General features: G+C 67.8%; 19 protein-coding genes and 1 tRNA gene. 13 read left to right on the top strand and 7 right to left on the bottom strand.

The window, feature by feature from the left end; all coding sequences use genetic code 11:
• Position 1: 1 nt before the first annotated feature.
• Positions 2-529, bottom strand: a complete 528-nt coding sequence (locus NQ204_RS06170) for a Csu type fimbrial protein (protein ID WP_116863035.1) — start codon at positions 527-529, stop codon at positions 2-4.
• A gap of 238 nt (positions 530-767) precedes the next feature.
• On the opposite strand from NQ204_RS06170, the gene map reads away from it, so the two are divergent.
• The 7 genes from map (at position 768) to NQ204_RS06135 (ending at position 10,478) form a co-directional block, all read left to right on the top strand.
• The gene (gene map / locus NQ204_RS06165; protein WP_207776460.1) at positions 768-1,544 is read left to right on the top strand and encodes a type I methionyl aminopeptidase; all 777 of its coding nucleotides are present in this window, start codon (positions 768-770) and stop codon (positions 1,542-1,544) included.
• A gap of 2 nt (positions 1,545-1,546) precedes the next feature.
• Complete coding sequence (locus NQ204_RS06160; RefSeq protein WP_116863034.1) at positions 1,547-4,174, top strand: [protein-PII] uridylyltransferase; 2,628 nt, start codon at positions 1,547-1,549, stop codon at positions 4,172-4,174.
• Positions 4,174-5,223 carry a 2,3,4,5-tetrahydropyridine-2,6-dicarboxylate N-succinyltransferase gene (gene dapD, locus NQ204_RS06155; RefSeq protein ID WP_256643352.1) on the top strand — a complete coding sequence of 350 codons (1,050 nt, stop codon included), beginning with the start codon at positions 4,174-4,176 and terminating at the stop codon, positions 5,221-5,223. The genes NQ204_RS06160 and dapD overlap by 1 nt, the downstream gene beginning before the upstream one ends.
• A 146-nt stretch (positions 5,224-5,369) precedes the next feature.
• The gene (locus NQ204_RS06150) at positions 5,370-5,741 is read left to right on the top strand and encodes an arsenate reductase (RefSeq protein WP_256643351.1); all 372 of its coding nucleotides are present in this window, start codon (positions 5,370-5,372) and stop codon (positions 5,739-5,741) included.
• A complete protein-coding gene (dapE, locus tag NQ204_RS06145) occupies positions 5,738-6,865 on the top strand; it encodes a succinyl-diaminopimelate desuccinylase (RefSeq protein WP_116863032.1) in 1,128 nt (375 codons plus the stop codon). The genes NQ204_RS06150 and dapE overlap by 4 nt, the downstream gene beginning before the upstream one ends.
• A 391-nt stretch (positions 6,866-7,256) precedes the next feature.
• Entirely contained in the window at positions 7,257-8,948 is a 1,692-nt protein-coding gene (asnB, locus tag NQ204_RS06140) for an asparagine synthase B (protein ID WP_256643350.1), read from the top strand.
• 141 nt (positions 8,949-9,089) lie between these two features.
• Entirely contained in the window at positions 9,090-10,478 is a 1,389-nt protein-coding gene (locus NQ204_RS06135; protein ID WP_256643349.1) for a cation:proton antiporter domain-containing protein, read from the top strand.
• A gap of 152 nt (positions 10,479-10,630) precedes the next feature.
• Here the strand turns inward: NQ204_RS06135 and NQ204_RS06130 are convergent, their stop codons facing one another.
• Entirely contained in the window at positions 10,631-12,976 is a 2,346-nt protein-coding gene (locus NQ204_RS06130) for a penicillin acylase family protein (protein WP_256643348.1), read from the bottom strand.
• A 123-nt stretch (positions 12,977-13,099) separates the two neighbouring features.
• On the opposite strand from NQ204_RS06130, the gene bfr reads away from it, so the two are divergent.
• Positions 13,100-13,588, top strand: coding sequence for a bacterioferritin (bfr, locus tag NQ204_RS06125; RefSeq protein WP_116863027.1), 489 nt, complete (start codon positions 13,100-13,102; stop codon positions 13,586-13,588).
• 329 nt (positions 13,589-13,917) lie between these two features.
• Here bfr and parC read toward each other — a convergent pair whose 3' ends face one another.
• Complete coding sequence (parC, locus tag NQ204_RS06120) at positions 13,918-16,161, bottom strand: DNA topoisomerase IV subunit A (protein ID WP_116863026.1); 2,244 nt, start codon at positions 16,159-16,161, stop codon at positions 13,918-13,920.
• Positions 16,162-16,220: 59 nt separating this feature from the next.
• Positions 16,221-17,129 (bottom strand): helix-turn-helix domain-containing protein, encoded by a 909-nt coding sequence (locus NQ204_RS06115; protein ID WP_488192344.1) that lies wholly within the window; start codon positions 17,127-17,129, stop codon positions 16,221-16,223.
• 144 nt (positions 17,130-17,273) lie between these two features.
• Here NQ204_RS06115 and NQ204_RS06110 point away from each other — a divergent pair, with 144 nt between their 5' ends.
• From NQ204_RS06110 to emrB, 4 genes are read left to right on the top strand one after another with little or no spacing between them, the layout of a single operon-like run.
• On the top strand, positions 17,274-17,717 hold the full coding sequence (locus NQ204_RS06110) for a MarR family winged helix-turn-helix transcriptional regulator (RefSeq protein WP_256643347.1): 444 nt from the start codon (positions 17,274-17,276) through the stop codon (positions 17,715-17,717).
• The gene (gene emrC, locus NQ204_RS06105; protein ID WP_116863023.1) at positions 17,714-19,207 is read left to right on the top strand and encodes a multidrug efflux transporter outer membrane subunit EmrC; all 1,494 of its coding nucleotides are present in this window, start codon (positions 17,714-17,716) and stop codon (positions 19,205-19,207) included. Before NQ204_RS06110 ends, emrC begins: the two co-directional genes overlap by 4 nt.
• 11 nt (positions 19,208-19,218) lie before the next feature.
• Entirely contained in the window at positions 19,219-20,397 is a 1,179-nt protein-coding gene (emrA, locus tag NQ204_RS06100; RefSeq protein WP_256643346.1) for a multidrug efflux MFS transporter periplasmic adaptor subunit EmrA, read from the top strand.
• 7 nt (positions 20,398-20,404) lie between these two features.
• Complete coding sequence (gene emrB / locus NQ204_RS06095; protein WP_256643345.1) at positions 20,405-21,991, top strand: multidrug efflux MFS transporter permease subunit EmrB; 1,587 nt, start codon at positions 20,405-20,407, stop codon at positions 21,989-21,991.
• Positions 21,992-22,073: 82 nt separating this feature from the next.
• Here the strand turns inward: emrB and NQ204_RS06090 are convergent, their stop codons facing one another.
• The 3 genes from NQ204_RS06090 to NQ204_RS06080 all read right to left on the bottom strand — a co-directional run bounded on the left by NQ204_RS06090 (position 22,074) and on the right by NQ204_RS06080 (position 23,793).
• Positions 22,074-22,358: a hypothetical protein gene (locus tag NQ204_RS06090; protein WP_256643344.1), complete on the bottom strand. Its 285-nt coding sequence runs from the start codon at positions 22,356-22,358 to the stop codon at positions 22,074-22,076.
• 398 nt (positions 22,359-22,756) lie between these two features.
• Positions 22,757-22,843 (bottom strand) — tRNA-Leu (locus tag NQ204_RS06085).
• A gap of 50 nt (positions 22,844-22,893) precedes the next feature.
• Positions 22,894-23,793, bottom strand: coding sequence for a LysR family transcriptional regulator (locus tag NQ204_RS06080; RefSeq protein WP_256643343.1), 900 nt, complete (start codon positions 23,791-23,793; stop codon positions 22,894-22,896).
• A 96-nt stretch (positions 23,794-23,889) separates the two neighbouring features.
• Between NQ204_RS06080 and NQ204_RS06075 the strand changes: the two genes are divergently transcribed.
• Positions 23,890-24,636, top strand: a complete 747-nt coding sequence (locus NQ204_RS06075; protein WP_256643342.1) for a sulfite exporter TauE/SafE family protein — start codon at positions 23,890-23,892, stop codon at positions 24,634-24,636.
• Positions 24,637-24,703: the final 67 nt, after the last annotated feature.

Below are 24,703 nucleotides of genomic sequence, written 5' to 3'. Positions count from 1 at the left end.
ATCAATAGGTGATCGTTGCGGTGACAGTGTCCAGGTAATTACCGGCCGCGGCGTTGTTGGTGCTCAGGTTGGTGATCTGGCCATACACCTGGTAGGGCACCGCCAGACCCGTGCCGATACCGGCCTGGGTGTTGGTGCCCGAAGTGGCGCCCCACACGAGGGTGTGCGCGGCGTCCTGGTAGAGCTGGTAGCCGACGAAATTGTTCGCCGTGACCGCCGCATTGGTGTTTTTCATCCGCCGGGTAGTCACGTCGTTCGCGGTGCCGGCATTGGCGCCCGCGTTGAGCGAGATCGTGTAGGGGGTCAGTGCCGAGCACTGTGCGGTGACCGTGCCCTGGCCGACCGTGGGGGTGGCGGTGGTCGACGCGGCCGTGCCGAAGTCGACGTTGGTGGCGGCAGCTGCGGTGATCGTGCACGCCTTGGTGACGACCAGGGTGACGTTGAAGGTGGTGGTATCGGCGGCGGCGGCAGGGCCGGCCAGAAGCAGGGCCACGGCCCAGATGATGGGGGAACGGACTACAGATCGCATGTACAACCTCCCTGACCCGAGGGTCTGTTGAACAGGACGGTGCGGCACGTTCTGGACCGCATTTGTGACTGTCTGGTTCAGCCTGGGCGGGTAAGTGTCTGTATTCAGTGATATTTGCGTTGAACAAAGCGTGGGGTGGGTCACGTTTTCACGGTCCTTGCCGGATCCGTGCATCGTCAGTATCCCCAGTTGGGTGGCGTTCGTTCAGATTGCGGCCGGATCGGCGATAATGGGTGCCATGAGCGTGAATCTGAAAACCCCGCAGGAAATCGAGGCGATGCGCATCGCCGGCCGCCTGGCCAGCGAAGTGCTCGACATCGTCACCCCCCACGTCAAGCCCGGTGTCACCACCGAGGAGCTGGACCGCATCTGCCACGACCACATCGTGAACGTGCAGGGCGCCACGCCGGCCAACGTCGGCTACCGCGGCTTCCCCAAGAGCGTGTGCACCTCGGTCAACAATGTCATCTGCCATGGCATCCCCAGCGAAGGGAAGGTGCTCAAGGACGGCGACATCATCAACATCGACGTCACCGTCATCAAGGACGGCTGGCACGGCGATACCAGCCGCATGTACTTCGTCGGCACGCCGTCGGTGATGGCCCGCCGCCTGGTCGAAGCCACCTACGAAGCGATGTGGCGCGGCATCCGCGCGGTCCGTCCGGGCGCGACCCTGGGCGACATCGGCCATGCCATCCAGAGCTATGCCGAAAGCGAGCGTTTCAGCGTGGTACGCGAGTACTGCGGCCACGGCATTGGCAAGGTCTACCACGATGAGCCGCAGGTGGTGCATTACGGCCGCCCGGGCCAGGGCCTGGTGCTGCAGCCGGGCATGACCTTCACCATCGAGCCGATGATCAACGAGGGCACCCGCTACAACAAGGTGCTGCCGGACGGCTGGACCGTGGTGACCAAGGACCGCAAGCTGTCGGCACAGTGGGAGCACATGATCGCGGTCACCGAGACCGGCGTGGACGTGCTGACCCTGTCGCCGGGCGAATCGCAGGTCTCCTGACGATGCTGCCGGCGGGTTCACTGCTGGACGCGCCGGCCGATTCGCTCGAGGATCCCGAATGGGCGTCTGCCGCACGGCAGGCGCTGCAGCAGGCCGATGCGCGCCTGTACCGCCGCTTCGACCAGGGCGACAACATCGAGCGCCTGATCGCGCTGCGCGCGCGCGCCGCCGACCACCTGATCCGCCTGGCCTGGCAGCGTTGCGTGCCGGCCGGCAGCGGGTTGTCGGTGTTCGCGGTGGGGGGCTACGGCCGCGGTGAGCTGTTCCCGCGCTCGGATATCGACCTGCTGGTGTTCGGCGATGCGCCTGCGCAGCTGGCCCATGAGGCTGGGCTGTCGCGACTGTTCGCACTGCTGTGGGACTGCGGCCTGGCGGTCAGCCATGCCGTGCGCTCGGCGGCGCAGTGCCGTGAGGCTGCCGCCGACCAGACCGTACTGACCGCACTGATCGAAGCCCGTCCGATCGTCGCCGACGAGGCGGCCCGGCGCGCGCTGCGCGGGGCCATCGACGACCGCGAACTGTGGCCGGCACGCACGTTCTTCCTGGCCAAGCTGGAAGAGCTGCGCAACCGCCACGAGCGCTTCGGTGATACCGCTGACAACCTGGAGCCGGACCTGAAGGACGGCCCCGGTGGCCTGCGCGATCTCAACACCCTGGGCTGGATGGCCCTGCGTGCGTTCGGCGTGCGTGACCTGGAAGCGCTGGTCGGCCTGGGCCACCTGGGCGCCGATGAAGCGGCTGCGCTGAAGCGCGAGCGCGCGGTGCTGGCACGCCTGCGTTTCGGCCTGCACCTGGTGGCGCGCCGCCCGGAAGAGCGCCTGCGCTTTGATTACCAGAAGACCCTGGCCGCGCGCCTGGGCTTCGAAGACGACGCCGAGAACCTGGGCGTCGAGAAGATGATGCAGGGCTTCTACCGCGCCGCCCTGGTGGTGCGCCGGATCAGCGACCGCCTGCTACAGCGCTTCGAGGAGCAGTTCGACGGCGAGGCGCAGCCGGAACCGTTGACCGTGGGCTTTTCGCTGCGCCGCGGCTACCTGGCCGCCAATGATGCCGAGTGGCCGTGCGGTGACGTCGGCCAGGTTTTCGCCCTGTTCGCAAGCTGGGCCAACAACCCGCAGATTCGCGGCCTGCATTCGCTGACCGCGCGCGCGCTGGCCGAGGCGCTGCCGCTGCTGCCGGCCTACGACCGCGCCGACGCCAATGCGCGCGAGCAGTTCATGGCCCTGCTGCGTGGCCAGCGCCCGGTCGACACGCTGTCGCGCATGGCGCGGCTGGGCGTGCTCGGGCAGTGGATTCCCGCCTTCGCTCAGGTCAGCGGGCGCATGCAGTTCGACCTGTTCCATGTCTACACGGTCGACCAGCACACGCTGATGGTCCTGCGCAACATCGGCCTGTTCGCCAGCAGCCGTGCCGACGAACGTTTTTCCATTGCCCACGAAGTCTGGCCGCGCCTGCGCAAGCCCGAGCTGTTGCTGCTGGCCGGCCTGTTCCATGACATCGCCAAGGGCCGCGGCGGCGACCATTCCGAACTGGGGGCGGTGGACGCACGCGCGTTCTGCCACGCCCACGCACTGAGCGGCAGCGATACCGAACTGGTGGCCTGGCTGGTGGAGCAGCACCTGCGCATGTCGGTGACCGCGCAGAAGCAGGACATCGCCGATCCGGTGGTGATCCATCGCTTCGCCACCCTGGTCGGCAGCCGCGACCGCCTGGACTACCTGTACCTGCTGACCTGCGCCGACATCGCCGGCACCAGCCCCAAGCTGTGGAACGCGTGGAAGGACCGGCTGCTGGCCGACCTGTACTTCGCCACCCGGCGTGCGCTGCGCGATGGGCTGGAGCACCCGATGCCGGCCGCCGAACGCGTGGCCGAGGCGCGCGACAGCGTGCGCGCGCTGGTGCGCGAGCAGGGCTACGACGATGCCACCATCGACCGCCAGTTCGCGGTGATGCCCGACGAGGGTTTCATGCGCCTGCGCCCGGAACAGCTGGCCTGGCAGGCCTCGGCGCTGGTGCCGATCAAACAGGGCCACACTTTGGTGAAGGTGCGCCGGATCAGCGTGGACGACCCCGCGCTGGAAGTGTTCGTGCACTCGCCCGACCGCGATGGCCTGTTCGCTGCGATCGTGATGACCCTGGACCGCAAGGGCTACGGCATCCACCGCGCACGCGTGCTGGATGGCCCGTCGGACACCATTTTCGATACCTTCGAAGTGAGCCCGGCCGACACCTTCGCCGACGGCAGCAGCGCCAACCTGGAGGCCGCGCTGCGCGAAGCGCTGGGTGGCGACCTGACCCTGCTGCGCCCCTCGCGGCGTGTGGTGCCCCGCCAGCTGCGCCACTTCCGTTTCGCTCCGCGCATCGAGTTCCGCGATGAACCCGGCGCGACCCGATTCGCCCTGGTCGCCCCCGACCGCCCCGGCCTGCTGGCCGACGTGGCGTTCGTGCTGCGCAACCAGGGCCTGCGCGTGCATGACGCGCGCATTGCCACGTTCGGCGAACGCGCCGAAGACACCTTCGTGATCAGTGACGAACACGACCTCCCCCTGACCGAACCCGCCCGGCAGCAGCTGCATGACGCAATGCTGTCCTGCCTGGACCCTGATCGAAACGCCGGAGACCCCACCTGATGGCCACCAAGCCCGTGAAAAAGACTGCTGCGACCGCCAAGAGCGCAGCAGCGAAGAAGACTGCCGCACCGAAGAAGGCCGCCCCGGCCAAGGCTCCGGTGAAGAAGGCCGCTGTTGCGAAGAAGCCGGTTGCGAAGAAGGTCCCCGCCAAGAGCGCCGAAGCCGCACGCGCCGAAACCATCGCCCGCAAGTCGCTGCGCAAGCCGCCGGTGCCGGGCGTGGAAGAACTGAAGTTCGGCATCGAAAGCGCCTTCGAGCGCCGTGCCACGCTGACCCTGCACGAGCTGGAAGGGTCCACCCGCCCGCTGGTCAACCGCGTGATCGATGGCCTGGAAACCGGCGAATTCCGCGTTGCCGAGCCGGACGGCCACGGTGGCTGGAAGGTCAACGAGTGGCTGAAGAAGGCCGTGCTGCTGTACTTCCGCGTCAACGACATGGCTGTGGTCGACGCGCGCCCGGCGCCGTTCTGGGACAAGGTCGAGTCGCGCTTCGCCGGCTATGACGAAGCGAAGTTCCGTCGTGCTGGCGTGCGCGTGGTGCCGGGTGCGATCGCCCGTCGCGGCACGTACTTCGGCAAGGACGTGGTGCTGATGCCGAGCTTCACCAACATCGGCGCCTACGTCGGCGAAGGCACCATGGTCGATACCTGGGCCACCGTCGGTTCCTGCGCGCAGATCGGCCAGCACTGCCACCTGTCCGGCGGCGCCGGCATCGGCGGCGTGCTCGAGCCGCTGCAGGCCAGCCCGACCATCATCGAAGACCACTGCTTCATCGGTGCGCGTTCGGAAGTGGTGGAAGGCGTGGTCGTCGGCCACCACAGCGTGATCGGCATGGGCGTGTTCCTCAGCCAGAGCACCCGCATCTACAACCGCGCCACCGGCGAGATCACCTACGGCTACATCCCGCCGTACAGCGTGGTGGTGTCCGGCTCGCTGCCGAGCAAGGACGGCACCCATTCGCTGTACTGCGCGGTGATCGTCAAGCAGGTCGATGCCAAGACCCGCAGCAAGACCAGCGTGAACGACCTGCTGCGTGGCCTGGCCGACTGAAGGTGACTGCGCCGGAGGACCTGGCGCCGTCGGCGATCTACCGGCATCCGTCCGACAGCCTGTTCGGAGGGGTGCTGCCGCGCCGTTGCGGGTCGTGTCCGAGCGCCTGTTGTGAGATTCTGACCCTCTGTTTTCCTGCATCACAGATGGCCATGAGCACCACTGTCTACGGTTTGAAGAACTGCGATACCTGCAAGAAGGCGACCAAGTGGCTGGACCGCTTCGGCGTGCCGTACACCTTCGTCGACTACCGCGACAACAAGCCCAGCCGGGAAACCCTGCTGGAATGGGCCGCGCAGCTGGGCGGGCTGGGCGCGATGGTCAACAAATCGTCCACCACCTGGCGACAGCTGCCGGACAACCGCAAGGCCGCTGATTCGGATGCCGAGTGGAAGCTGCTGCTGCGCGAGTATCCGCAGCTCATCAAGCGCCCGGTGGTGGTCACCGCCGACGGCACGGTGAGCCAGGGCTTCAGTGACAACGGCTTCAAGGCGCGCTTCGGCGTGGGTGGCGCGTGAGCGCCGTCCTCGACCTGGCCTGCGAGCTGATCGCGCGGCCGTCGGTGACGCCCGACGATGCGGGCTGCCAGGCGTTGCTGTCCGCGCGCCTGCAGCAGGCCGGTTTCCAGTGCGAACACCTGCGCCTGGGCGAGGTCGACAATCTGTGGGCGACCCACGGCAGCGGCGCACCGGTGCTGGTGCTGCTGGGCCACACCGACGTGGTGCCGCCGGGGCCGCGCGAAGCGTGGCAGAGCGATCCGTTCACTCCGCAGATCCGCGACGGCGTGCTGTATGGCCGTGGTACTGCGGACATGAAGGGCAGCGTGGCGGCCTTCATCATTGCCGCCGAGCAGTTCGTGGCCGCGCATCCTGACCATGCCGGCACGCTGGCCGTGCTGCTCACCAGCGACGAGGAAGGCGATGCCATCGACGGCGTGCGCCATGTCGCGCGCCTGTTCTCCGAGCGTGGCCAGCGTATCGACTGGTGCATCACCGGCGAGCCCTCATCGACGGCGACGCTGGGCGACCTGCTGCGCGTCGGCCGCCGCGGCAGCCTGTCGGCCAAGCTGCGCGTGCAGGGCGTGCAGGGCCACGTGGCCTATCCGGACAAGGCACGCAACCCCATCCACCAGGCGGCGCCGGCCCTGGCCGAACTGAGTGCGCGGCGCTGGGACGAGGGCTATGAAAGCTTCCCGCCGACCAGCCTGCAGATCTCCAACATCCACGCCGGTACCGGTGCCAACAACGTGATTCCCGGCGAGCTGGAGGTGGATTTCAACATCCGCTACAACCCGCACTGGGATGCACCGAAGCTGGAAGCGGAGATCAGCGCGCTGCTGGACCGGCACGGCCTGCAGTACACGCTGAAGTGGCACCGCAGCGGCGAGCCGTTCTACACCCCGGAAGGCCCGCTGCGTGCGGCCGCGCGCGCGGTGCTGGCCGAACACATCGGCCGTGCCCCGGAAGAGAGCACTGGCGGTGGCACCTCCGATGCGCGCTTCATCGCACCGCTGGGTGCGCAGTGCATCGAAGTGGGGCCGGTCAACGCCAGCATCCACCAGGTTGACGAGAACGTACGCGTGGACGAGCTGGAGGCCCTGCCGGGCCTGTACCAGCGGCTGGTGGAGCGCCTGCTGGCGTAACCCCGCAATCCCGCCCGGGTGGGTGCCGACCGATGGTCGGCAGAGTGGCGACCCCGCAGTTGGTGGGTGCCGACCGTTGGTCGGCACGGCTCCTGTGGTTGCCAACGCAACTGTTGCACGGCCCCAGAAACCGCGATACGGTCAGTGCCATGTCGATCCACCTGGCCACCGCCGTCAACAATAGCAACCGCAATAATCTGCGCGCGAATAATCGTGCCCGGCCGATGCGGGACTGCGCCCTGGGTAGATAGACAGCAACATACGCCCGGACACCAGAAAACCCGCATCGGCCGATGCGGGTTTTTTTGTGCCCGGGCGCAGCCCTCCCGGGTCTGGTTGGCCGGTCGAACACCTTCCCCCCGTGTAATCCCCCACAACAGGAGCGCCACCCATGTGTTCGATCTTCGGAATCTTCGGCCTGCAGGCCGGTGACGATCTTCCCGCCCTGCGTCGCCACGCGCTGGAACTGTCGCAGCGCCAGCGCCACCGCGGCCCGGACTGGAGCGGCGTGTACCTGGACGAAGGCGCGCTGCTGGTGCACGAGCGCTTGGCCATCGTCGACCCGGCCGGCGGCTCGCAGCCGCTGCTGTCGGCCGACGGCCAGCTGGCCCTGGCGGTCAACGGCGAGATCTACAACCACCAGGCCCTGAAGGCCGCGCTGACCACCGCGTATGACTTCCAGACCGGTTCGGACTGCGAGGTGATCAACGCGCTGTACCGCCAGGGCGGCTCGCCGGCGCAGTGGCTGGAACAGCTCAACGGCATCTTCGCCTTCGCGCTGTGGGACCGCGATGCCGGCCGCGTGCTGGTGGCCCGCGACCCGGTCGGCGTGGTGCCGCTGTACTGGGGCCACGATGCGCAGGGGCGCCTGCGCGTGGCCTCGGAAATGAAGGCGCTGGTAGATTCCTGCGCCGACGTCGCGCAGTTCCCGCCGGGCCACTACTACGACAGCGCCAGCGGTGAACTGGTGCGCTACTACCAGCAGCCGTGGCGCGAGTATGCCGACGTGGAAGGCCGCCAGGCCGACCTGGCCGAACTGCGCCAAGCCTTCGAACAGGCGGTCGAGCGCCAGCTGATGAGCGACGTGCCGTACGGAGTGCTGCTGTCCGGTGGCCTGGATTCCTCGCTGGTGGCCGCCGTGGCCGCGCGTTATGCACGCCGCCGCATCGAGGATGGCGGCCAGAGCGAAGCCTGGTGGCCGCGCCTGCACTCGTTCGCGATCGGGCTGAAGGGGTCGCCGGACCTGGCCGCTGCCGCCATCGCTGCCGAAGCGCTGGGCACCGTCCATCACGGTTTCGAATACAGCTTCGAGGAAGGCCTGGACGTGCTGCCGGAAGTGATCCGCCACATCGAGACCTACGACGTCACCACCATCCGTGCCTCCACGCCGATGTTCCTGCTGGCGCGCCGGATCAAGGCGATAGGGGTGAAGATGGTGCTGTCCGGCGAGGGCAGCGACGAGATCTTCGGTGGCTACCTGTACTTCCACAAGGCGCCGGATGCTCGCGAATTCCACCAGGAACTGGTGCGCAAGCTCGATGCCCTGCACAACTACGACTGCCTGCGCGCCAACAAGTCGATGATGGCCTGGGGCGTGGAGCCGCGCGTGCCGTTCCTCGACCGTGAGTTCCTCGATGTAGCGATGCGCTTCGATGCCGCGCACAAGATGGTCGGTGCCGGCTTTGGCGGCCGCCGCATCGAAAAGGCGGTTCTGCGCGAGGCGTTCGATGGCTACCTGCCGGACAGCATCCTCTGGCGACAGAAGGAGCAGTTCAGCGATGGCGTTGGCTATGGCTGGATCGATGGGCTGAAGGCGCACGCCGAGGCGCAGGTGAGTGACCGCGTGCTGGCAGCGGCCGACAAGCGCTTCCCGCATAACCCGCCGCAGACCAAGGAGGCGTACTACTACCGCCACCTGTTCGAGCAGTTCTTCCCGAGCCGTGCCGCGGCCGAAACCGTGCCGGGCGGCAAGTCGATCGCCTGTTCGTCGCCGGCCGCGATTGCCTGGGATGCGAGCTTTGCTGCAGCCGCTGACCCGTCCGGCCGTGCCATCGCCGGCGTCCACGAGCAGGCCCTGGCCTGATCTTTCCGCCGGGCATGGCCCGGCGCCACCGAAGAATGATTCCGCCGGACACGGGCTGGCGCTACCTTCCCCGGTAGCGCCGGGCCATGCCCGGCGGGCGCGCGAAGAAGGACGTATCATCGGGCCCCTGCACATTGGGGAATGTTCATGGACGTACAGACCGGAGGCAGCGCGACGCCGATGAAGTGGGGATGGCGCTACCTGGCCTGGGCGGCGGTTCCGCTGGCGATCGGCCTGGTGCTGGCGCACTACGCGGGGCCGGGCGCTCCGTCGGTGGCGGCCAAGGCCGAGGCCGTGGTCGGCAGTGACTGGGCCCACCACCTGGCATCGCCGCTGGGCCTGTTCCTGCTGCAGCTGCTGGTACTGCTGCTGGTGGCCAAGGGCGCGGGCGCGCTGCTGAAGCATTTCGGCCAGCCGGCGGTGATCGGTGAGATGGCCGCTGGCCTGATGATGGGCCCGCTGGTGCTGGGCAGCCTGCTGCCGCAGCTGCACGGGGCCTTGTTCCCCGCCGCGTCGCTGGGGCCGCTGGGCATGCTCAGCCAGCTGGGCGTGCTGATGTTCCTGCTGGTGACTGGTGCCGAACTCGACCTGGGCGCGCTGCGTGGCCGCCGCACATTCGCTTTCACCGTCAGCCATGCCAGCATCGCCGTGCCCTTCGTGATGGGTGTCGGCCTGGCCATCTGGCTGTACCCCGAGCACGGCCCGCAGGGCGTGGGCTTCACTGCCTTCGCGCTGTTCGTCGGCATTTCCATGAGCATCACCGCCTTCCCGGTGCTGCTGCGCATCCTTGCCGACCGGGGCATCACGCAGACCCCGCTGGGGCAGACCTCCATCGCCTGTGCGGCGCTGGGCGACGCCACGGCGTGGTGCATGCTGGCGCTGATCGTGGCCGCCGCGCAGGCGACCGGCTGGCTGTCGGCCAGCCTCAACCTGGTCTGCGTGGTGCTGTTCATCGCGGTGATGCTGGGGGCGGTGAAGCCGTGGTTCGCCCGCCAGCAGATTGCCCCGGGGCGCGAAGGGCGCTGGCTGCTCGGCATCCTGCTGCTGTCGCTGGCCAGCGCGCTGGTGACCGAAGTGCTGGGCATCCATGCGCTGTTCGGCGCGTTCGCGGCCGGCGTGGCGGTGTCATCCAACACACAGCTGCGCGAGCTGCTGGTGGCCAAGGTCGAACCGTTCGCAGCGACCCTGCTGCTGCCGCTGTTCTTCGCGATGACCGGCCTGCGCATGCGCGCCGATGCATTGCAGACCAGCGACATCCTGCTGTGCGTGGTGGTGATCGTGGTGGCCACGGCCGGCAAGCTGCTGGGCACCTGGAGTGCCGCGCGCAGCACCGGCATGGAGAATCGCGAAGCCTGGCGCCTCGGCGTGCTGATGAACACCCGTGGCCTGATGGAGCTGATCGTGCTCAACCTGGGCTACGAGCTGGGTCTGCTGGGTGACCGCCTGTTCGCGGTGCTGGTGATCATGGCGCTGGTGACCACGGCGATGACCGGGCCGCTGTTGAACCTGATCGAACGCCGCAAGGCCTGATCCGGTAGCGCCGGGCCATGCCCGGCGAGCGCGCAGCGCGGATGGATCGCGCGTCGCCGGGCATGGCCCGGCGCTACCTCTGACCGCGCTGTAGAGCCGAGCCTGCGCTCGGCTTCACGCCAAGGCAGCTGAGCATGGGCTCGGCTCTACATTTACCGTGCCGGCACCAGCTTCAGCACGTGCTGCGCCTTGCCCGGCAGGAACGGGGTCGCGCGCCCATGCACCCAGTCCTCGTGGCCGGCGCCCCAGTACGGCGACAGCGGATGGCCACTTTGGCCGCCCGGCATGTGCACGATGCCGTCGGCTTCATGGCCCGGCGAAACCACCATGCGCTGTGAGGCACCGAAGCTCGGGCCCTGCACGCGCGGCATGTCGCGGTCGCCAGGCAGCTGGTCGGCCGGCATGCACAGCCAGCGGCGGGTGAAGGCGGGCAGGGCACGCGAGACCGGGTGGCAGATGTCGGCCACGTTGCGCTCGCCCCAGGTGCGCTGCTGCAACGGCCCCTGCTTGCCCAGGTCGGCTTCCAGCGTATGCGCGGCCTTGGCCAGCAGTGCATCCCAGCTGTCCACGCCGGGCGGCAGCAGGTTGGCCGGGCGCTGTTGCAGCATCGGCCAGACAACGCCTTCCAGCTGCGCAAGCCGCAGCGGCAGGTAGTCATCCCCCAGTCGCGCCTTGGCCGGTGCCAGCAGCGCGCTTTCGATGGCATCGAGCACCTCGCCACGGAAACCGCGCACGATGCGGTAGCTGGTTGAATTGGCCGAGGCGCGGGCGTTCCAGTGTTCGCTTGCGGCGGCCAGACGCTTCAATGACGGGTCATCGCTGTGCTCGGCGGTTTCGTGCAGCAGTACCCACCAGCGCTGCAGGAATATTGCGCGGTCGTCGAGCTGGATCGCCAGCAGGTCGCGCTCGTCGAAGCGGTCCTGGGTGGCCAGCAGGTTGCGGATCTGCTGGCCGCGTGCGCCCAGGTCGTAGCCGGCGTTGCCGACCACGGCCAGGGTGGCATCGTCGACGACGCGGCTGTTGGCGGTCCACAGGCGCTGCCCGGGCGGATCGATCAGGGCCGGCGCGGCGTCGCTGCGGATGGGCCACGGCGCGCAGTCCGTGCCGTCATCAAGCGCGCTGTCCTGCAGGGTGTTGAAGCCCTGCGGCTCGCAGCCGGGACCACGGTCCGGGCGTGCACCGACCAGGCGCCAGGCAATGCGCCCGCTGCGGTCGCCGATCACCAGGTTCTGCGCGGGAATGCCGGCGTGGTCGGCGGTCTTCAGGGCCTGGTCGAGGTCACCGGCGCGGGCCATGTCGGCGAAGTCCATGCGCACCGCGCCGGGCAGGTTGGCGACCCAGCGCAGGGCATCGCCGCTGCCATCGGCATGGGTGTGCAGGATCGGCCCCCAGGCGGTTTCGCGCACCGGGAACAGCACATCGGGCTTGCCGGCCACGGCGATGCGTTCCTCGTGCACGGTCACCGGCGCATTCGCTGGCTCGCGGCGGAAATCGGCGGTGTCGATGTAGCTGTTGGTGAAGCCCCAGGCCACGTGCCCGTTGCTGCCGACGATGACCGCCGGCACGCCCGGCAGCGAGAAGCCGCTGACATCGACCTGGCCACCCGGTGCCTGCGGATCCGGATAGCGCAGGCGCACGCGGAACCACAGGCTGGGCGCACGCAGGGCCAGGTGCATGTCGTCGGCGACGATGGCGCGGCCATCTGCAGTGAGCGCACCGGCCACGGCGAAGTTGTTGCTGCCGACCGCGTCGGCGTCGGCGGCAGGCGCGGTCGGTGCGGCGGCGAGCGTACGCAGGTCCAGCTGGGTGGCATCGGGCAGCACCGCATCGCCGCGCGGCTCGCCCTGCAGGGGCGCGTCCCAGCTGCTGCCATCGTGGGCCAGCAGCGCATGCAGGGCCGGTGGCACCACGTCGCGGATACGGCTCAGCGCCAGCTCGTTCTGGTTGCCCGGGTCCTGCAGGTCGGCGTACATGGCCAGCCCGGCCAGCACGCTGTCGCTGGCCTGCCAGGGTGCGGGCGACTGCCGCAGCAGCAGGTAGGCCCAGGGCCGCACCGACAGATCAGAGAGACCTGCGTTGACCCCTTCCACATAGGCGCGCACGGCCTGCGGGTTGTCGCCCAAGGCCGCGTCGAGGTGCGCTTCGGTGCGCGCGCGCAGCCGGTGCACGCGCATGTGCTTGTCGGCGTCGATGGCCACCGGCCCGAACAGCGCCGACAGTTCGCCTGCGGCACTGCGGCGCATCAGGTCCATCTCGAAATAGCGTTCCTGTGCATGCACATGGCCGAGGGCACGCATGGCATCGGCCTGGCTGTCGGCAGTGATGGTGACCACCCCCAGCGCGTCGCGCTCGATGCTGACCGGCGCGGCCAGCCCAGGCAGGGCCTGTTCGCCCTCCAGTTCAGCCAGGCTGCCGCACAGCAGCAGCCACAGGACCAGTGCGATGACCAGCACGATGGCGATGAGCACAGCCAGTATCCAACGCCAGGTACGTCGCATTGCAGGTCCTTCCGGCATTCGTGGGGGATTGTAGCCGCAGGCGCAACTGCGACTGATTCCGATTAGATCACCGTATTTTGAAATGCGGCACCCTATGCCGCATCGATCCACAGGAGCACCCCCATGAAAGGCAACCCGGACGTCATCGCCTGCCTGAAGGAACTGCTGCGCGGCGAGCTTGCCGCCCGCGACCAGTACTTCATCCATTCCCGCCGCTACGAGGACCAGGGCCTGTTCGCGCTGTACGAACGCCTGAACCACGAGATGGAAGAGGAAACCCAGCACGCCGACGCGCTGCTGCGCCGCATCCTGTTCCTGGGCGGCGACCCGGACATGCGCCCGCATGCCACCGAGCCGGGCAGGACCGTGGAGGAGATGCTGCAGAAGGATCTCGATACTGAATACGCAGTCCGCAACAATCTCGCCGCCGGCATGAAGCTGTGCGAGGAGAAGGGCGACTACGTGAGCCGCGACATGCTGCTGGCGCAGTTGAAGGACACCGAGGAAGATCACGCCTGGTGGCTGGAGCAGCAGCTGGGCCTGATCAAGCGCATCGGCCTGGAGCTGTACCAGCTGAGCAAGATCGACGGCAACGGCGCCCCGGCGCACTGAGCCGGCGCCGCGCCGGGGTAGAGCCGACCGTTGGTCGGCTGCCTCGTTTCATGTAGAGCCGAGCCATGCTCGGCTGCTGTTGGATCCAGGTCGAGCATGGCTCGACTCTACAAAAGTTCTGTCGCCCGCCAGCACCGGAGCATCGCGAGCCAGCCTTCGCCAGCCAGCCGCTCCACCGCCCGCCAGCCGACAAACGAAGAAGCCGGGGAATCCCCGGCTTCTTCGTGTCCGGGGTCAGATCCGTTTTCAACGAAAACGGCTCTGACCCCCCGCCATGTCGGATGGGTCAGAGCCCTTTCCCGTGGAAAGGGATCCGACCCCATTCCCCGTCATTCCACCGACAACCCTTCGACCTTCTGCCAGCCGCGCGGCAGCAGGTGGCCGCGGGTGGCGCGGGCGCCGAGGTAGGCGTCCAGCTCGTTGAACTTCAGGCCCATGGTGCGCTGGCCGCTACGCACCTGCAGGGTCTGCCCCGGGCTGATCGCCACGATCGCCACGACCCGCTCGGTGGCCAGCTTGGCCTTGGGGATCTCGATGATCTTGTTGCCCTTGCCCTTGTCCAGTTCCGGCAGGTCGTTGGCGGCGATCGCCAGCAGGTTGCCCGAGCTGGTCACCGCAACGATGCGGTCGGTCGCCACGTTGGCAACGGCCGACGGGGTCAGCACCGAGGAGCCGGACGACAGGTTCAGCATCGCCTTGCCGGCCTTGTTGCGGCCGATCAGGTTCTCGAAGCGGGTGACGAAGCCATAGCCGTGGGTCGAGGCCAGCACGAAGCGGGCATCCGGTTCGGCGCTGGCCAGGGTCACGAAGCTGGTGCCCGGTGCCGGCGAGAAGCGGCCGGTCAGCGGTTCACCGTTGCCACGCGCCGAGGGCAGGGTATGCACCGGCGTCGAGTAGGCGCGGCCTTCGCTGTCCAGGAAGGCGACCTGCTGGGTGCTGCGCGCGCGCACCGAACCCTGCAGGGCATCGCCGTCGCGGTAGGACAGGGTGGCGGCATCGATGTCGTGGCCCTTGGCCGCGCGGATCCAGCCCTTCTCCGACAGCACGACGGTCATCGGCTCGCTCGGCACCAGCTCGGTCTCGTCGATGGCCTGCGCGGCCTGGCGCTGCACCAGCGGCGAACGGCGTGCGTCGCCGAACTTCTTGGCGTCGGCGGTCAGTTCGTCGCGGATCAGCTTCTTCAGCTTGGCCTTGCTGTCGAGGATGCCGAGGATCTTCTCGCGCTCCTTGGCCAGCTCGTCCTGCTCGCCGCGGATCTTCATTTCTTCCAGGCGGGCCAGCTGCTTCAGCTTGGTTTCCAGGATGTACTCGGCCTGTTCTTCGGACAGGCCGAAGCGCGCGATCAGCGCTGCCTTCGGTTCGTCCTCGGTACGGATGATGTGGATCACCTCGTCCAGATTGAGGAACGCCACCAGCAGGCCTTCCAACAGGTGCAGGCGGCGCTCGACTTTCTGCAGGCGGTGCTGCAGGCGGCGGGTGACGGTGGTGCTGCGGAACGCCAGCCATTCGCTGAGCAGCATCTTCAGGTTCTTTACCTGCGGACGGCCGTCCAGCCCGATCACGTTGAGGTTGACGCGGTAGCTGCGCTCCATGTCCGTGGTCGCGAACAGGTGGCCCATCAGCTGGTCGGCGTCGACGCGGTTGGAGCGCGGCACCAGTACCACGCGCACCGGGTTGGCGTGGTCGGACTCATCGCGCACGTCTTCCAGCCACGGCAGCTTCTTGGCGCGCATCTGCGCGGCGATCTGCTCGATCACCTTCGACGGCGACACCTGGAACGGCAGCGCGGTGACCACCACGTTGTTCGCTTCCTTGGTGAAGGTCGCACGCGCACGCACGCTGCCGTTGCCGGTCTCGTACATCGTGCGCAGATCGTTGGCCGGGGTGATGATCTCGGCGGTCGACGGGTAGTCCGGGCCCTTCACGTGCTCGCACAGGTCGCGCACGCTGGCATCGGGATCATCCAGCAGGTGCAGCAGCGCGCTGACGATCTCGTTGAGGTTGTGCGGTGGCACGTCGGTGGCCATGCCCACGGCGATGCCGGTGGTGCCGTTCAGCAGCAGATGCGGCAGGCGCGCCGGCATCCAAGTCGGTTCCTGCAGGGTGCCGTCGAAGTTCGGTGCCCAGTCGGTGGTGCCCTGGCCCAGCTCGCCCAGCAGTACTTCGGCGATCGGGGTCAGCTTGGATTCGGTGTAGCGCATGGCGGCGAACGACTTCGGGTCGTCGCTTGAGCCGAAGTTGCCCTGGCCCTCGATCAGCGGGTAGCGGTAGGAGAACGGCTGCGCCATCAGCACCAGCGCTTCGTAGCACGCGCTGTCGCCATGCGGGTGGTACTTGCCGATCACGTCACCGACGGTGCGCGCCGACTTCTTCGGCTTGGACGCGGCATTCAGGCCCAGCTCGCTCATCGAATAGATGATGCGGCGCTGCACCGGCTTCAGGCCGTCGCCGATGAACGGCAGGGCACGGTCGAGCACCACGTACATCGAATAGTCGAGATAGGCGCGTTCGGCGTACTCGCGCAGCGGTAGTTGTTCGAAACCGTGGAATACGGGGCGGGCAGGTTCGGTCATGCGGCGTTGTTACCTATGTCGGGAGGCGAAGACGGCGGTCGGCGCTCTCAATGCACTGATTATCCGGATGCGGCGGGGGATGCCAAGCCACGTGCGGGATCCAGCCCCGGTTCCAGGCCATGGCCGACCCGCGCCAGGTAGCGCCCGGGTGGCAGGCCGAAGTGGCGGCGGAACACGGTGACGAAGGCGCTGGCGCTGCTGAAGCCCAGCGCATGGGCGATATCGGCCACGCTTCGGCCCTCGCTGAGCTGGCGCAGGGCCTCGGCCAGCCGCGCCTGCTGCCGCCACTGGGCGAAGCTGAGGGTGGTCTCGTCGCGGAAGTGGCGGGTCAGGCTGCGCGGCGACAGGCCGGCCCAGTGCGCCCATTCGGCCAGGCTGCGCTCGTCGGAGGGCTCGGCCAGCAGCTGCGAGGCGATCTTCAGCAGGCGGCGGTCGCGCGGCATCGGCAGGTGCATGCGCTGGCGCGGCGCGGTGCGGATCTCGTCGCGCATGACGCTGAGGATGTGCTCGCGGTCGTCGCTGAGGACGTAGTCCAGCGGCCATTCGCAGATGCGCTCGGCCACTGCCTGGGCCAGCTTGGACAGGCCCAGCACGCAGGGGTCGGAGGGCAGCCCGGCGCAGGCCGGCGCGGCCAGGGCCATGCCCCAGCCACGCATCGGGCCATCCAGGCTGACCGTGTGCGGTTCCAGCGGCGGCATCCAGCCGGCCGAGCCCGGTGCCAGCGACCAGGTGCCGTGCGAGGTGCGGGTGGTTAACAGGCCGCGTTCGACGTAAATCAGCTGGGCGCGGGCGTGGTGGTGCCAGTCCACTTCACGGGCCAGGCCCTGCGGGCTTTCGAAGCGGAAACCGATGACCGGCGGGCCATCGTTGCGCTCGAACCAGTCCATGGCCACCTCGCGGAGCAGGGTGGGCGGGCCCGGTTCACCTGCCGCTATGACCGGCGGGGGTGGCTGGAATGTGACATTCATTGGCTGGATTGTACTACCGGGCCAGTTCCAGGGGCCATTAAGGTAGCGCCTTCACTGATCGAGCCCGTTGCTGCAACACAGCATTCGATGCCAGATCGAATATTTCCATTGAGAAATATTTTTTTTGGAAGAAAATGCTCCCCCATGATCTGTCCGTCCTCCAACCCCCCCAGCTTCGGCCTGCTGCTACGCCAGGTGCGCGACGGCCTGGTCCGCCAGCTCGATGCGTCCATGGCCGAAGAAGACCTCGGCATCGGCTTCACCCATTACATCGGCCTGAAGCTGCTGGCCCGCATGGCCCCGTGCACCGCCAACGAACTGGCCCAGGCCATCGACCAGGTGCCCAGTGCGGTCACCCGCCTGCTGGACAAACTGGAAGCCCTGGGCTGCGTGCGCCGCGAGCCGCACAGCCAGGACCGGCGGGCCCTGCAGATCGTTCTGACCGATGAAGGCCGTGCCCTCTGGGCGCGGCTGCAGAAGCGCGGCGACGCGGTGATGGATTTCGCCCTGCGCGAGCTGTCCGCCGACGAACGCGCGCTGCTGCTGTCCCTCCTGACCCGAATCCGCGATTCCCTGACGACCCCATGAACCCGATCCCGCATCCCACTCTCCGCCGGTCCGGGCGCGCGCTGCTGGTTTCAGCGCTGGCCCTGGCCCTGGCCGCCTGCGCCAGCAGCCGTGGCCTGAACCCGCAGGGCCACGTGCTCGACGTGGACAGCCTGCACAGCGAGCGCACGCTGGCCGACAGCGACCTGAGCGCCACCGGTTTCCCGGCCCAGGACTGGTGGAAGGCGCTGGGCGATCCCCAGCTCGACGCCCTCATCAGCGAAGGCCTGGCCGGCCATCCCAGCCTGGACGCCGCCGATGCGCGCCTGCGCCAGGCCCAGTCGCAGGTCGGCACCAGCCGTGCCGAGCGCCTGCCCAGCCTGTCGGTGTCTGGTGGCTACACCGGCCTGCGCCTGCCCGAATCCATGCTCGGTGACGAGCTGGGCGGCCGCTACGGCGGCAGCAGCCAGGTCGCCTTCAACTTCAGCTACGGCGTTGACCTGTGGGGCGGCAAGCGCGCTGCCTGGGAAGCCGCCGTTGACGGCGCCCATGCCGCCACCGTGGATGCGCAGGCCGCACGCCTGAACCTGTCCGCCGGCATTGCCCAGGCCTACACCGATCTGGCCTATGCCTGGCAGCTCAACGACGTGGCCGAGCAGGAACTGACGCGCTCGCAGAAGTCGCTGGAGCTGACCCGCCAGCGCCGCAGCGCCGGCATCGACAGCGACCTGCAGGTGCGCCAGGCCGAGGCCCGCGTGCCGGCCGCGCAGCAGCAGCTGCTGGCCGCGCAGCAGCGCATCGACGCCGCCCGCACCGCGCTGGCCGCGCTGGTCGGCAAGGGCCCGGACCGTGGCCTGTCGATCGAACGCCCGCAGGCGCTGAACCCGCTTGCCCTGCAGCTGCCGGGCGTACTGCCCAGCGAACTGCTCGGGCGTCGCCCCGACATCGTCGCCGCACGGTGGCGCGTGGAAGCGGCGGAAAAGCAGATCAAGGTCGCCAAGACCAAGTTCTACCCGAGCTTCAACCTGACCGCGCTGGCCGGCGTGGTCGCCCCGAACGTGGGCGACCTGCTGAAGAGCAGCTCTACCTTCGCCTACATCGGCCCGGCGCTGAGCCTGCCGATCTTCGAAGGCGGCAAGCTGCGCGCCAACCTGGACAACACCGACGCGCAGTACGACCTGGCGGTGGCCAACTACAACCAGTCCGTGCTGGACGCGCTGCGCGACGTGGCCGACCAGGTCAACGCGGTGCGTTCGCTGGCCCAGCAGGCGCAGGCGCAGCAGCAGGCGGTGGACACCGCCCACGCGGCCTTCGACCTGGCCCAGCAGCGTTACCGCGCCGGCATCGGCAGCTACCTGGACGTGCTCAGCGCGCAGTCCATCCTGCTGCAGTCGCAGCAGCAGCTGGCCGGCCTGCAGTCGCAGCAGGTGCAGACCTCGGTGCGCCTGAGCAAGGCATTGGGCGGTGGTTTCCAGCCCAGTGACGCCGACGCCGCACCGATCGCCTCCCATTCCGATTCCTCGCATTCCTGAAGACCCACGCCATGAGCCAGACCCAAGACACCGCGGCCCCGGCCGCTCCCAACCGCCGCGGCAAGCTGCTGCGCGGCCTGTTCGTCATCGTCCTGCTGCTGCTTGCCGCACTGGCGCTGTGGTACTTCATGTTCGGCCGTTGGTTCGAAGAAACCGACGATGCCTACGTGCAGGGCAACCAGGTGCAGATCACCCCGCTGGTGGCCGGCACCGTGGTCGCCATCAACGTCGATGACGGCATGCGCGTCGAGCGTGGCCAGCTGCTGGTGCAGCTGGACCCGGCCGACACCTCCGTCGCCCTGCAGCAGGCCGAAGCCAACCTGGCCAAGACCGTGCGCCAGACCCGCGGCCTGTACCGCAGCGTGGAGGGCGCGCAGGCTGACCTGAACGCCCGCCAGGTCAGTCTGAAGCGCGTGCGCGAAGACTTCGCCCGCCGCAAGGACCTGGCCGCCACCGGCGCCATCTCCAACGAAGAACTGGCCCATGCCCGCGACGAGCTGGCCGCAGCCGAAGCCGCCGTGGCCGGTTCGCGCGAGACCGTCGAGCGCAACCGCGCGCTGGTCGATGACACCGTCATCGCCACCCAGCCGGACGTGCTGGCCGCCGCCGCACAGCTGCGCCAGGCCTTCCTCAACAATGCCCGCGCCGGCATCGTCGCGCCGGTCACCGGTTACGTCGCCCGTCGTTCGGTGCAGGTTGGCCAGCGCGTGCAGCCGGGCAATGCCCTGATGGCCGTGGTGCCGACCGAGCAGATGTGGGTGGAAGCCAACTTCAAGGAAACCCAGCTGCGCCACATGCGCTTGGGCCAGGAAGTGGAGCTGAAGTCGGACCTGTACGCCGGTGACGTGAAGTACAAGGGGCGCATCCAGAGCCTGGGCCTGGGCACCGGTTCGGCGTTCTCGCTGCTGCCGGCGCAGAACGCCAGCGGCAACTGGATCAAGATCGTGCAGCGCGTGCCGGTGCGCATCGCCATCGACGCCAAGCAGCTGGCCGAACATCCGCTGCGCATCGGCCTGTCGATGAAGGCCGAAGTGAGCCTGCGCGACCAGAAGGGTGAAGTGCTGCCGACCGCCGCCGCCAAGGGCACGGTGTTCGACACCGATGTGTATGCCAAGCAGCTGCATGATGCCGATGAGGTGATCCACACGATCATCGAAGGCAACCTGCCGCAGCAGGCCAACGCGGGCTGAGGTCGACATGTCCGCACAAGCTCCAGCGGCGCCCGGCACTCCGGGCGCACCGGCGGCGCCGGGTGCGGCCTCCGGGTTCCTGCCGCCCAGCGTGGCCCTGTGCACCGTCGGCCTGGCGATGGCCTCGTTCATGCAGGTGCTCGACACCACCATCGCCAATGTCTCGCTGCCGACCATCGCAGGTAACCTCGGCGCCAGTTCGCAGCAGGCGACCTGGGTCATTACCTCGTTCGCGGTCAGCACGGCCATCGCGCTGCCGCTGACCGGCTGGCTCAGCCGTCGCTTCGGCGAGCGCAAGCTGTTCATCTGGGCCACCCTGGCCTTCGTCATCACCTCGCTGCTGTGCGGCCTTGCGCAGAGCATGGGCATGCTGGTGGTGTCGCGTGCGCTGCAGGGCTTCGTGGCCGGTCCGATGTACCCGATCACGCAGTCGCTGCTGGTATCGATCTACCCACGCGAGAAACGCGGACAGGCGCTGGCGCTGCTGGCGATGATCACCGTGGTGGCGCCGATCTGCGGGCCCATCCTTGGTGGCTGGATCACCGACAACTACAGTTGGGAATGGATCTTCCTGATCAACGTGCCGCTGGGCATCTTCGCCGCGCTGGTGGTGGGCAACCAGTTGAAGGGGCGCCCGGAGCAGATCGAGAAGCCGAAGATGGATTACGTCGGCCTGATCACCCTGGTGATCGGCGTGGGCGCGCTGCAGCTGGTGCTCGACCTGGGCAACGACGAAGACTGGTTCTCCTCGACCAGGATCGTGGTGCTGGCCTGCGTGGCCGTGGTGGCGCTGGCGGTGTTCCTGATCTGGGAACTGACCGACAAGGATCCGATCGTCGACCTGAAGCTGTTCCGTCACCGCAATTTCCGCGCCGGTACGCTGGCGATGGTGGTGGCCTATGCAGCGTTCTTCAGCGTGTCGCTGCTGATCCCGCAGTGGCTGCAGCGTGACATGGGCTACACCGCCATCTGGGCAGGCCTGGCGACGGCGCCGATCGGCATCCTGCCGGTGATCATGACGCCGTTCGTTGGCAAGTACGCCTCGCGCTTCGACATGCGCATGATCGCTTCGTTCGCCTTCGTGTTCCTGTCGTTCACCAGTTTCATGCGCTCGGACTTCAACCTGCAGGTGGACTACGCGCACGTGGCCGGCGTGCAGCTGATCATGGGTATAGGCGTGGCGCTGTTCTTCATGCCGGTGCTGCAGATCCTGCTGTCGGACCTGGACGGTCGCGAGATCGCAGCGGGTTCGGGCCTGGCCACGTTCCTGCGTACGCTGGGCGGCAGCTTTGCTGCATCGCTGACCACGTGGCTGTGGGCACGTCGCACCCAGGTGCACCATGCCGACCTGACCGAACACATCTCGGCCTACCAGCCGGGCATGCAGGACCAGGTGACGGCGATGGGGCAGGGCAACCTGCAGAACGGTGCAGCGGTGCTCAACAACATGATCAACCACCAGGCCTCGCAGATGGCGTTCAACGACATCTTCTACCTGCTGGGCTGGACGTTCCTGGCGATCATCGCGTTCCTGTGGCTGGCCAAGCCGCCGTTCGGTGCCGGTGCCGGTGCAGCGTCTGCCGGCGGGCATTGATCGATAACCTGCTGGTGGTAGCCCCGGGCCATGCCCGGCGGCATTCCGGCCAGATGCCGGGCCCCCGCCGCGGGGCGGGGCCTTATTCGTGGCGTGTGTGGTACATGGGTTTGAACACCACCCGGTCGCAGAAAATGTGGTGCATCAGCCAAAGCCCAGCCACCAGCGTAACGCCGCCGACCACCCAGCCGGCGGTGAATTGCAGGCGGCTGCCGGCGAACAGGCCGCCTGCTACGGCAGCAATGAAAGCGGCGATGCGTGCCTCCTTCGGAACGCCGTAATGCACGTCCGCGTGGCATCCCACACAGACGTGAACGCCATGATTGGAGGAGGTGTGGCAGTGGGGACAGGTGATGATGTGTTGCATCGGGGCCTCGTGCGTTGGGGAATCGGCCGCAGGCAGCAAGGCGTGGACGTCATCGCCGAGCACCTCACATCAGTGAATCTGCCAGTCCGGTCGCAGGAATCGGATTGATTCCATGTAGGAAAAATACGAATCCATGAAGGATGTGGAGCAGAGCCCATAAAAGGCGCCGTCTTCGGTGGCGGTTCATGCCTCATGCTGAGGCCTTGAGTGCCCCGAGGAAAAAGCGGGGTGAATGCGACATTCGGGGCGTCGCTGGTGGCGTCATGCCCGAGCGCCGGACATAAAAAAACCGCTTTCGCGGGTCTGATGATCCAATAGATCCACGCCATGCGTGGACAGGTCCCAAACGCTGGACATGAAAAAACCCGCTTTCGCGGGTTTGATCATTTGCTGAGTCATGGTGCCCAGGAGAGGACTCGAACCTCCACGAAGTTGCCCCCGCTAGCACCTGAAGCTAGTGCGTCTACCAATTCCGCCACCTGGGCGACTCAGGAGACGAATTATGGGGAACGACCGAGGATGTGTCAACAACATTTCACGCTTTTTTCTGCGGCGGTACGCCGAGGTGCTGCAGCAGGCTGCGCATCGCCGGTGACAGTCGCGTCCAGTCGGCGAAGCACGCGCACAGGCGGCGCTGCGCCCAGGCATCGGCAAGCGGTACCGCGACGGTGTGCGTACTGCGCCGATGCTGCCGCGCGATCGTCTTCGGCACGATGCCCACGCCGATGCCATGGCCGACCATCGTGCACAGCCCTTCGAAGGTTTTCATGCGGATGCGCACATCGAGGCGGCGTCCTGCCTCGCCTGCGAGTTCCTCCACGTAGGTCTGCAGTGCATTGCCATCGGCCAGCGCGACGAAGGTCTCGCCCAGCACGTCAACGAAGTCGAGCGTGCGTCGCGACGCGAAGCGATGGCCGGCGGGCAGCAGCATCACCAGCGGGTCTTCGGACACCACGTGCCGCTGCAGGCCGTCGGCCGGTACGGCGTCGCTGATGATGCCCGCCTCGGCCTGGCCAGCGGCGAGCGCGCGCACCACGTCGGTGCTGGTGCGTTCGTGCAGCTCCACGTGCAGGCGCGGCCGCTGCGCCAGCCAGGGCGCCAGCCGCGAGGGCAGGTAGTTGGTCAGCGCCGCAGTGTTGGCATACAGATGCAGGGTGCCGCGCGCACCGTGGGCAAAGGCGTCCATCTCGCCGCGCAGCTGCGCCTGCTGCAGCAGGATCAGCCGTGCATGGTGGGCGAGGGCGGCGCCGGCTTCGGTCAGGCTGACCCCGCGCGGATGCCGGTTCAACAGTGCCGTGCCGGCATCGGCTTCGATCGCGCGCAGGCGTTCGCTGGCCGAGCCCAGTGCCAGGTTGGCCAGTGCGGCGCCGGCGGTGATGCTGCCGGCATCGGCCACAGCCAGGAACAGGCGCAGGTCGGCGATGTCCATTCGCATAGCTGGTACTCCGGTCGGGCCTGCCTTCGGCTGGTCCGAAGGCTGTGGCGGCAAGACCGCATTGTGCGCCCGTGCAGCGCCCGCTCCAATGGTGGCATGAACGAGACGATGTACTTCCATGGGTTGCTGGTGGTGGTGTTCGTGCTGGCCGGCGTGGTCAAGGGCGTGACCGGCATGGGTCTGCCAACGGTGGCGATGGGCCTGCTCGGCGGCGCGCTGTCGCCGGTGGCAGCGGCCTCGATGCTGTTCATTCCCACCTTCGTCACCAATGCCTGGCAGCTGCTGTCTGGTCCTTCGCTGGGCCCTACCGTGCGGCGGCTGTGGCCGATGATGCTGGCGGTGGTGATGGTGACGCTGGGCTCGGCCGCGCTGCTGGTGCGGGTCGACCGCACCTGGTCGCGCGTTGCCCTCGGTGTGGCCTTGGTGGTGTATGCGCTTTATGCGCTGGTGGCGCCGGTGTTCCGCGTGCCGCAGCGGCGTGAGCGCTGGCTGGGGCCGCTGGTCGGTGCGATATCCGGCATGGTCACCGGCGCCACCGGTGTGTTCGTGATGCCTGCGGTGCCGTACCTGCAGTCGCTGGGCATGCAGCGCGAGGAGCTGGTGCAGGCGCTGGGCCTGGCGTTCACCGTGTCGACCATTTCCTTGACCACCGGGCTGGTGATCAACGGTGCGTTTGGTGTGCAGCAGCTTGGGTTGAGTGCGTTGGCGGTTGTGCCGGCGCTGCTGGGCATGTGGCTGGGGCAGGTGATCCGCCAGCGCATCAGCGCACGAGTGTTCCGCGCGTGTTTCCTTGGGTTCCTGCTGCTGCTCGGACTGGAGCTGATACTGCGGCCGCTGTTCTGAAGGGCGTTCGCCGCCGGCGCCACAAACGCTCAAATCGCAGGCAAGAAAAAACCCGCTTGCGCGGGTT

The sequence above is a fragment of the Stenotrophomonas testudinis genome, assembly GCF_024499815.1.
In the GTDB taxonomy this organism is placed as follows: Bacteria; Pseudomonadota; Gammaproteobacteria; order Xanthomonadales; family Xanthomonadaceae; genus Stenotrophomonas.
Note: the sequence above shows the minus strand (reverse complement) of the source record. Positions and strands in the feature narration are given on the sequence as shown.

Excerpts from the sequence above, each read along its gene's own strand:
- NQ204_RS06150 (WP_256643351.1), top strand. The coding sequence starts at position 5,370 with ATGGCCATGAGCACCACTGTCTACGGTTTGAAGAACTGCGATACCTGC.
- NQ204_RS06115 (WP_488192344.1), bottom strand. The coding sequence starts at position 17,129 with ATGAATGTCACATTCCAGCCACCCCCGCCGGTCATAGCGGCAGGTGAA.
- emrA (WP_256643346.1), top strand. The coding sequence starts at position 19,219 with ATGAGCCAGACCCAAGACACCGCGGCCCCGGCCGCTCCCAACCGCCGC.
- parC (WP_116863026.1), bottom strand. The coding sequence starts at position 16,161 with ATGACCGAACCTGCCCGCCCCGTATTCCACGGTTTCGAACAACTACCG.
- asnB (WP_256643350.1), top strand. The coding sequence starts at position 7,257 with ATGTGTTCGATCTTCGGAATCTTCGGCCTGCAGGCCGGTGACGATCTT.
- map (WP_207776460.1), top strand. The coding sequence starts at position 768 with ATGAGCGTGAATCTGAAAACCCCGCAGGAAATCGAGGCGATGCGCATC.
- NQ204_RS06090 (WP_256643344.1), bottom strand. The coding sequence starts at position 22,358 with ATGCAACACATCATCACCTGTCCCCACTGCCACACCTCCTCCAATCAT.
- NQ204_RS06135 (WP_256643349.1), top strand. The coding sequence starts at position 9,090 with ATGTTCATGGACGTACAGACCGGAGGCAGCGCGACGCCGATGAAGTGG.
- NQ204_RS06075 (WP_256643342.1), top strand. The coding sequence starts at position 23,890 with ATGAACGAGACGATGTACTTCCATGGGTTGCTGGTGGTGGTGTTCGTG.
- NQ204_RS06130 (WP_256643348.1), bottom strand. The coding sequence starts at position 12,976 with ATGCGACGTACCTGGCGTTGGATACTGGCTGTGCTCATCGCCATCGTG.
- emrC (WP_116863023.1), top strand. The coding sequence starts at position 17,714 with ATGAACCCGATCCCGCATCCCACTCTCCGCCGGTCCGGGCGCGCGCTG.
- NQ204_RS06170 (WP_116863035.1), bottom strand. The coding sequence starts at position 529 with ATGCGATCTGTAGTCCGTTCCCCCATCATCTGGGCCGTGGCCCTGCTT.
- dapD (WP_256643352.1), top strand. The coding sequence starts at position 4,174 with ATGGCCACCAAGCCCGTGAAAAAGACTGCTGCGACCGCCAAGAGCGCA.
- bfr (WP_116863027.1), top strand. The coding sequence starts at position 13,100 with ATGAAAGGCAACCCGGACGTCATCGCCTGCCTGAAGGAACTGCTGCGC.
- NQ204_RS06080 (WP_256643343.1), bottom strand. The coding sequence starts at position 23,793 with ATGCGAATGGACATCGCCGACCTGCGCCTGTTCCTGGCTGTGGCCGAT.
- emrB (WP_256643345.1), top strand. The coding sequence starts at position 20,405 with ATGTCCGCACAAGCTCCAGCGGCGCCCGGCACTCCGGGCGCACCGGCG.
- NQ204_RS06110 (WP_256643347.1), top strand. The coding sequence starts at position 17,274 with ATGATCTGTCCGTCCTCCAACCCCCCCAGCTTCGGCCTGCTGCTACGC.
- NQ204_RS06160 (WP_116863034.1), top strand. The coding sequence starts at position 1,547 with ATGCTGCCGGCGGGTTCACTGCTGGACGCGCCGGCCGATTCGCTCGAG.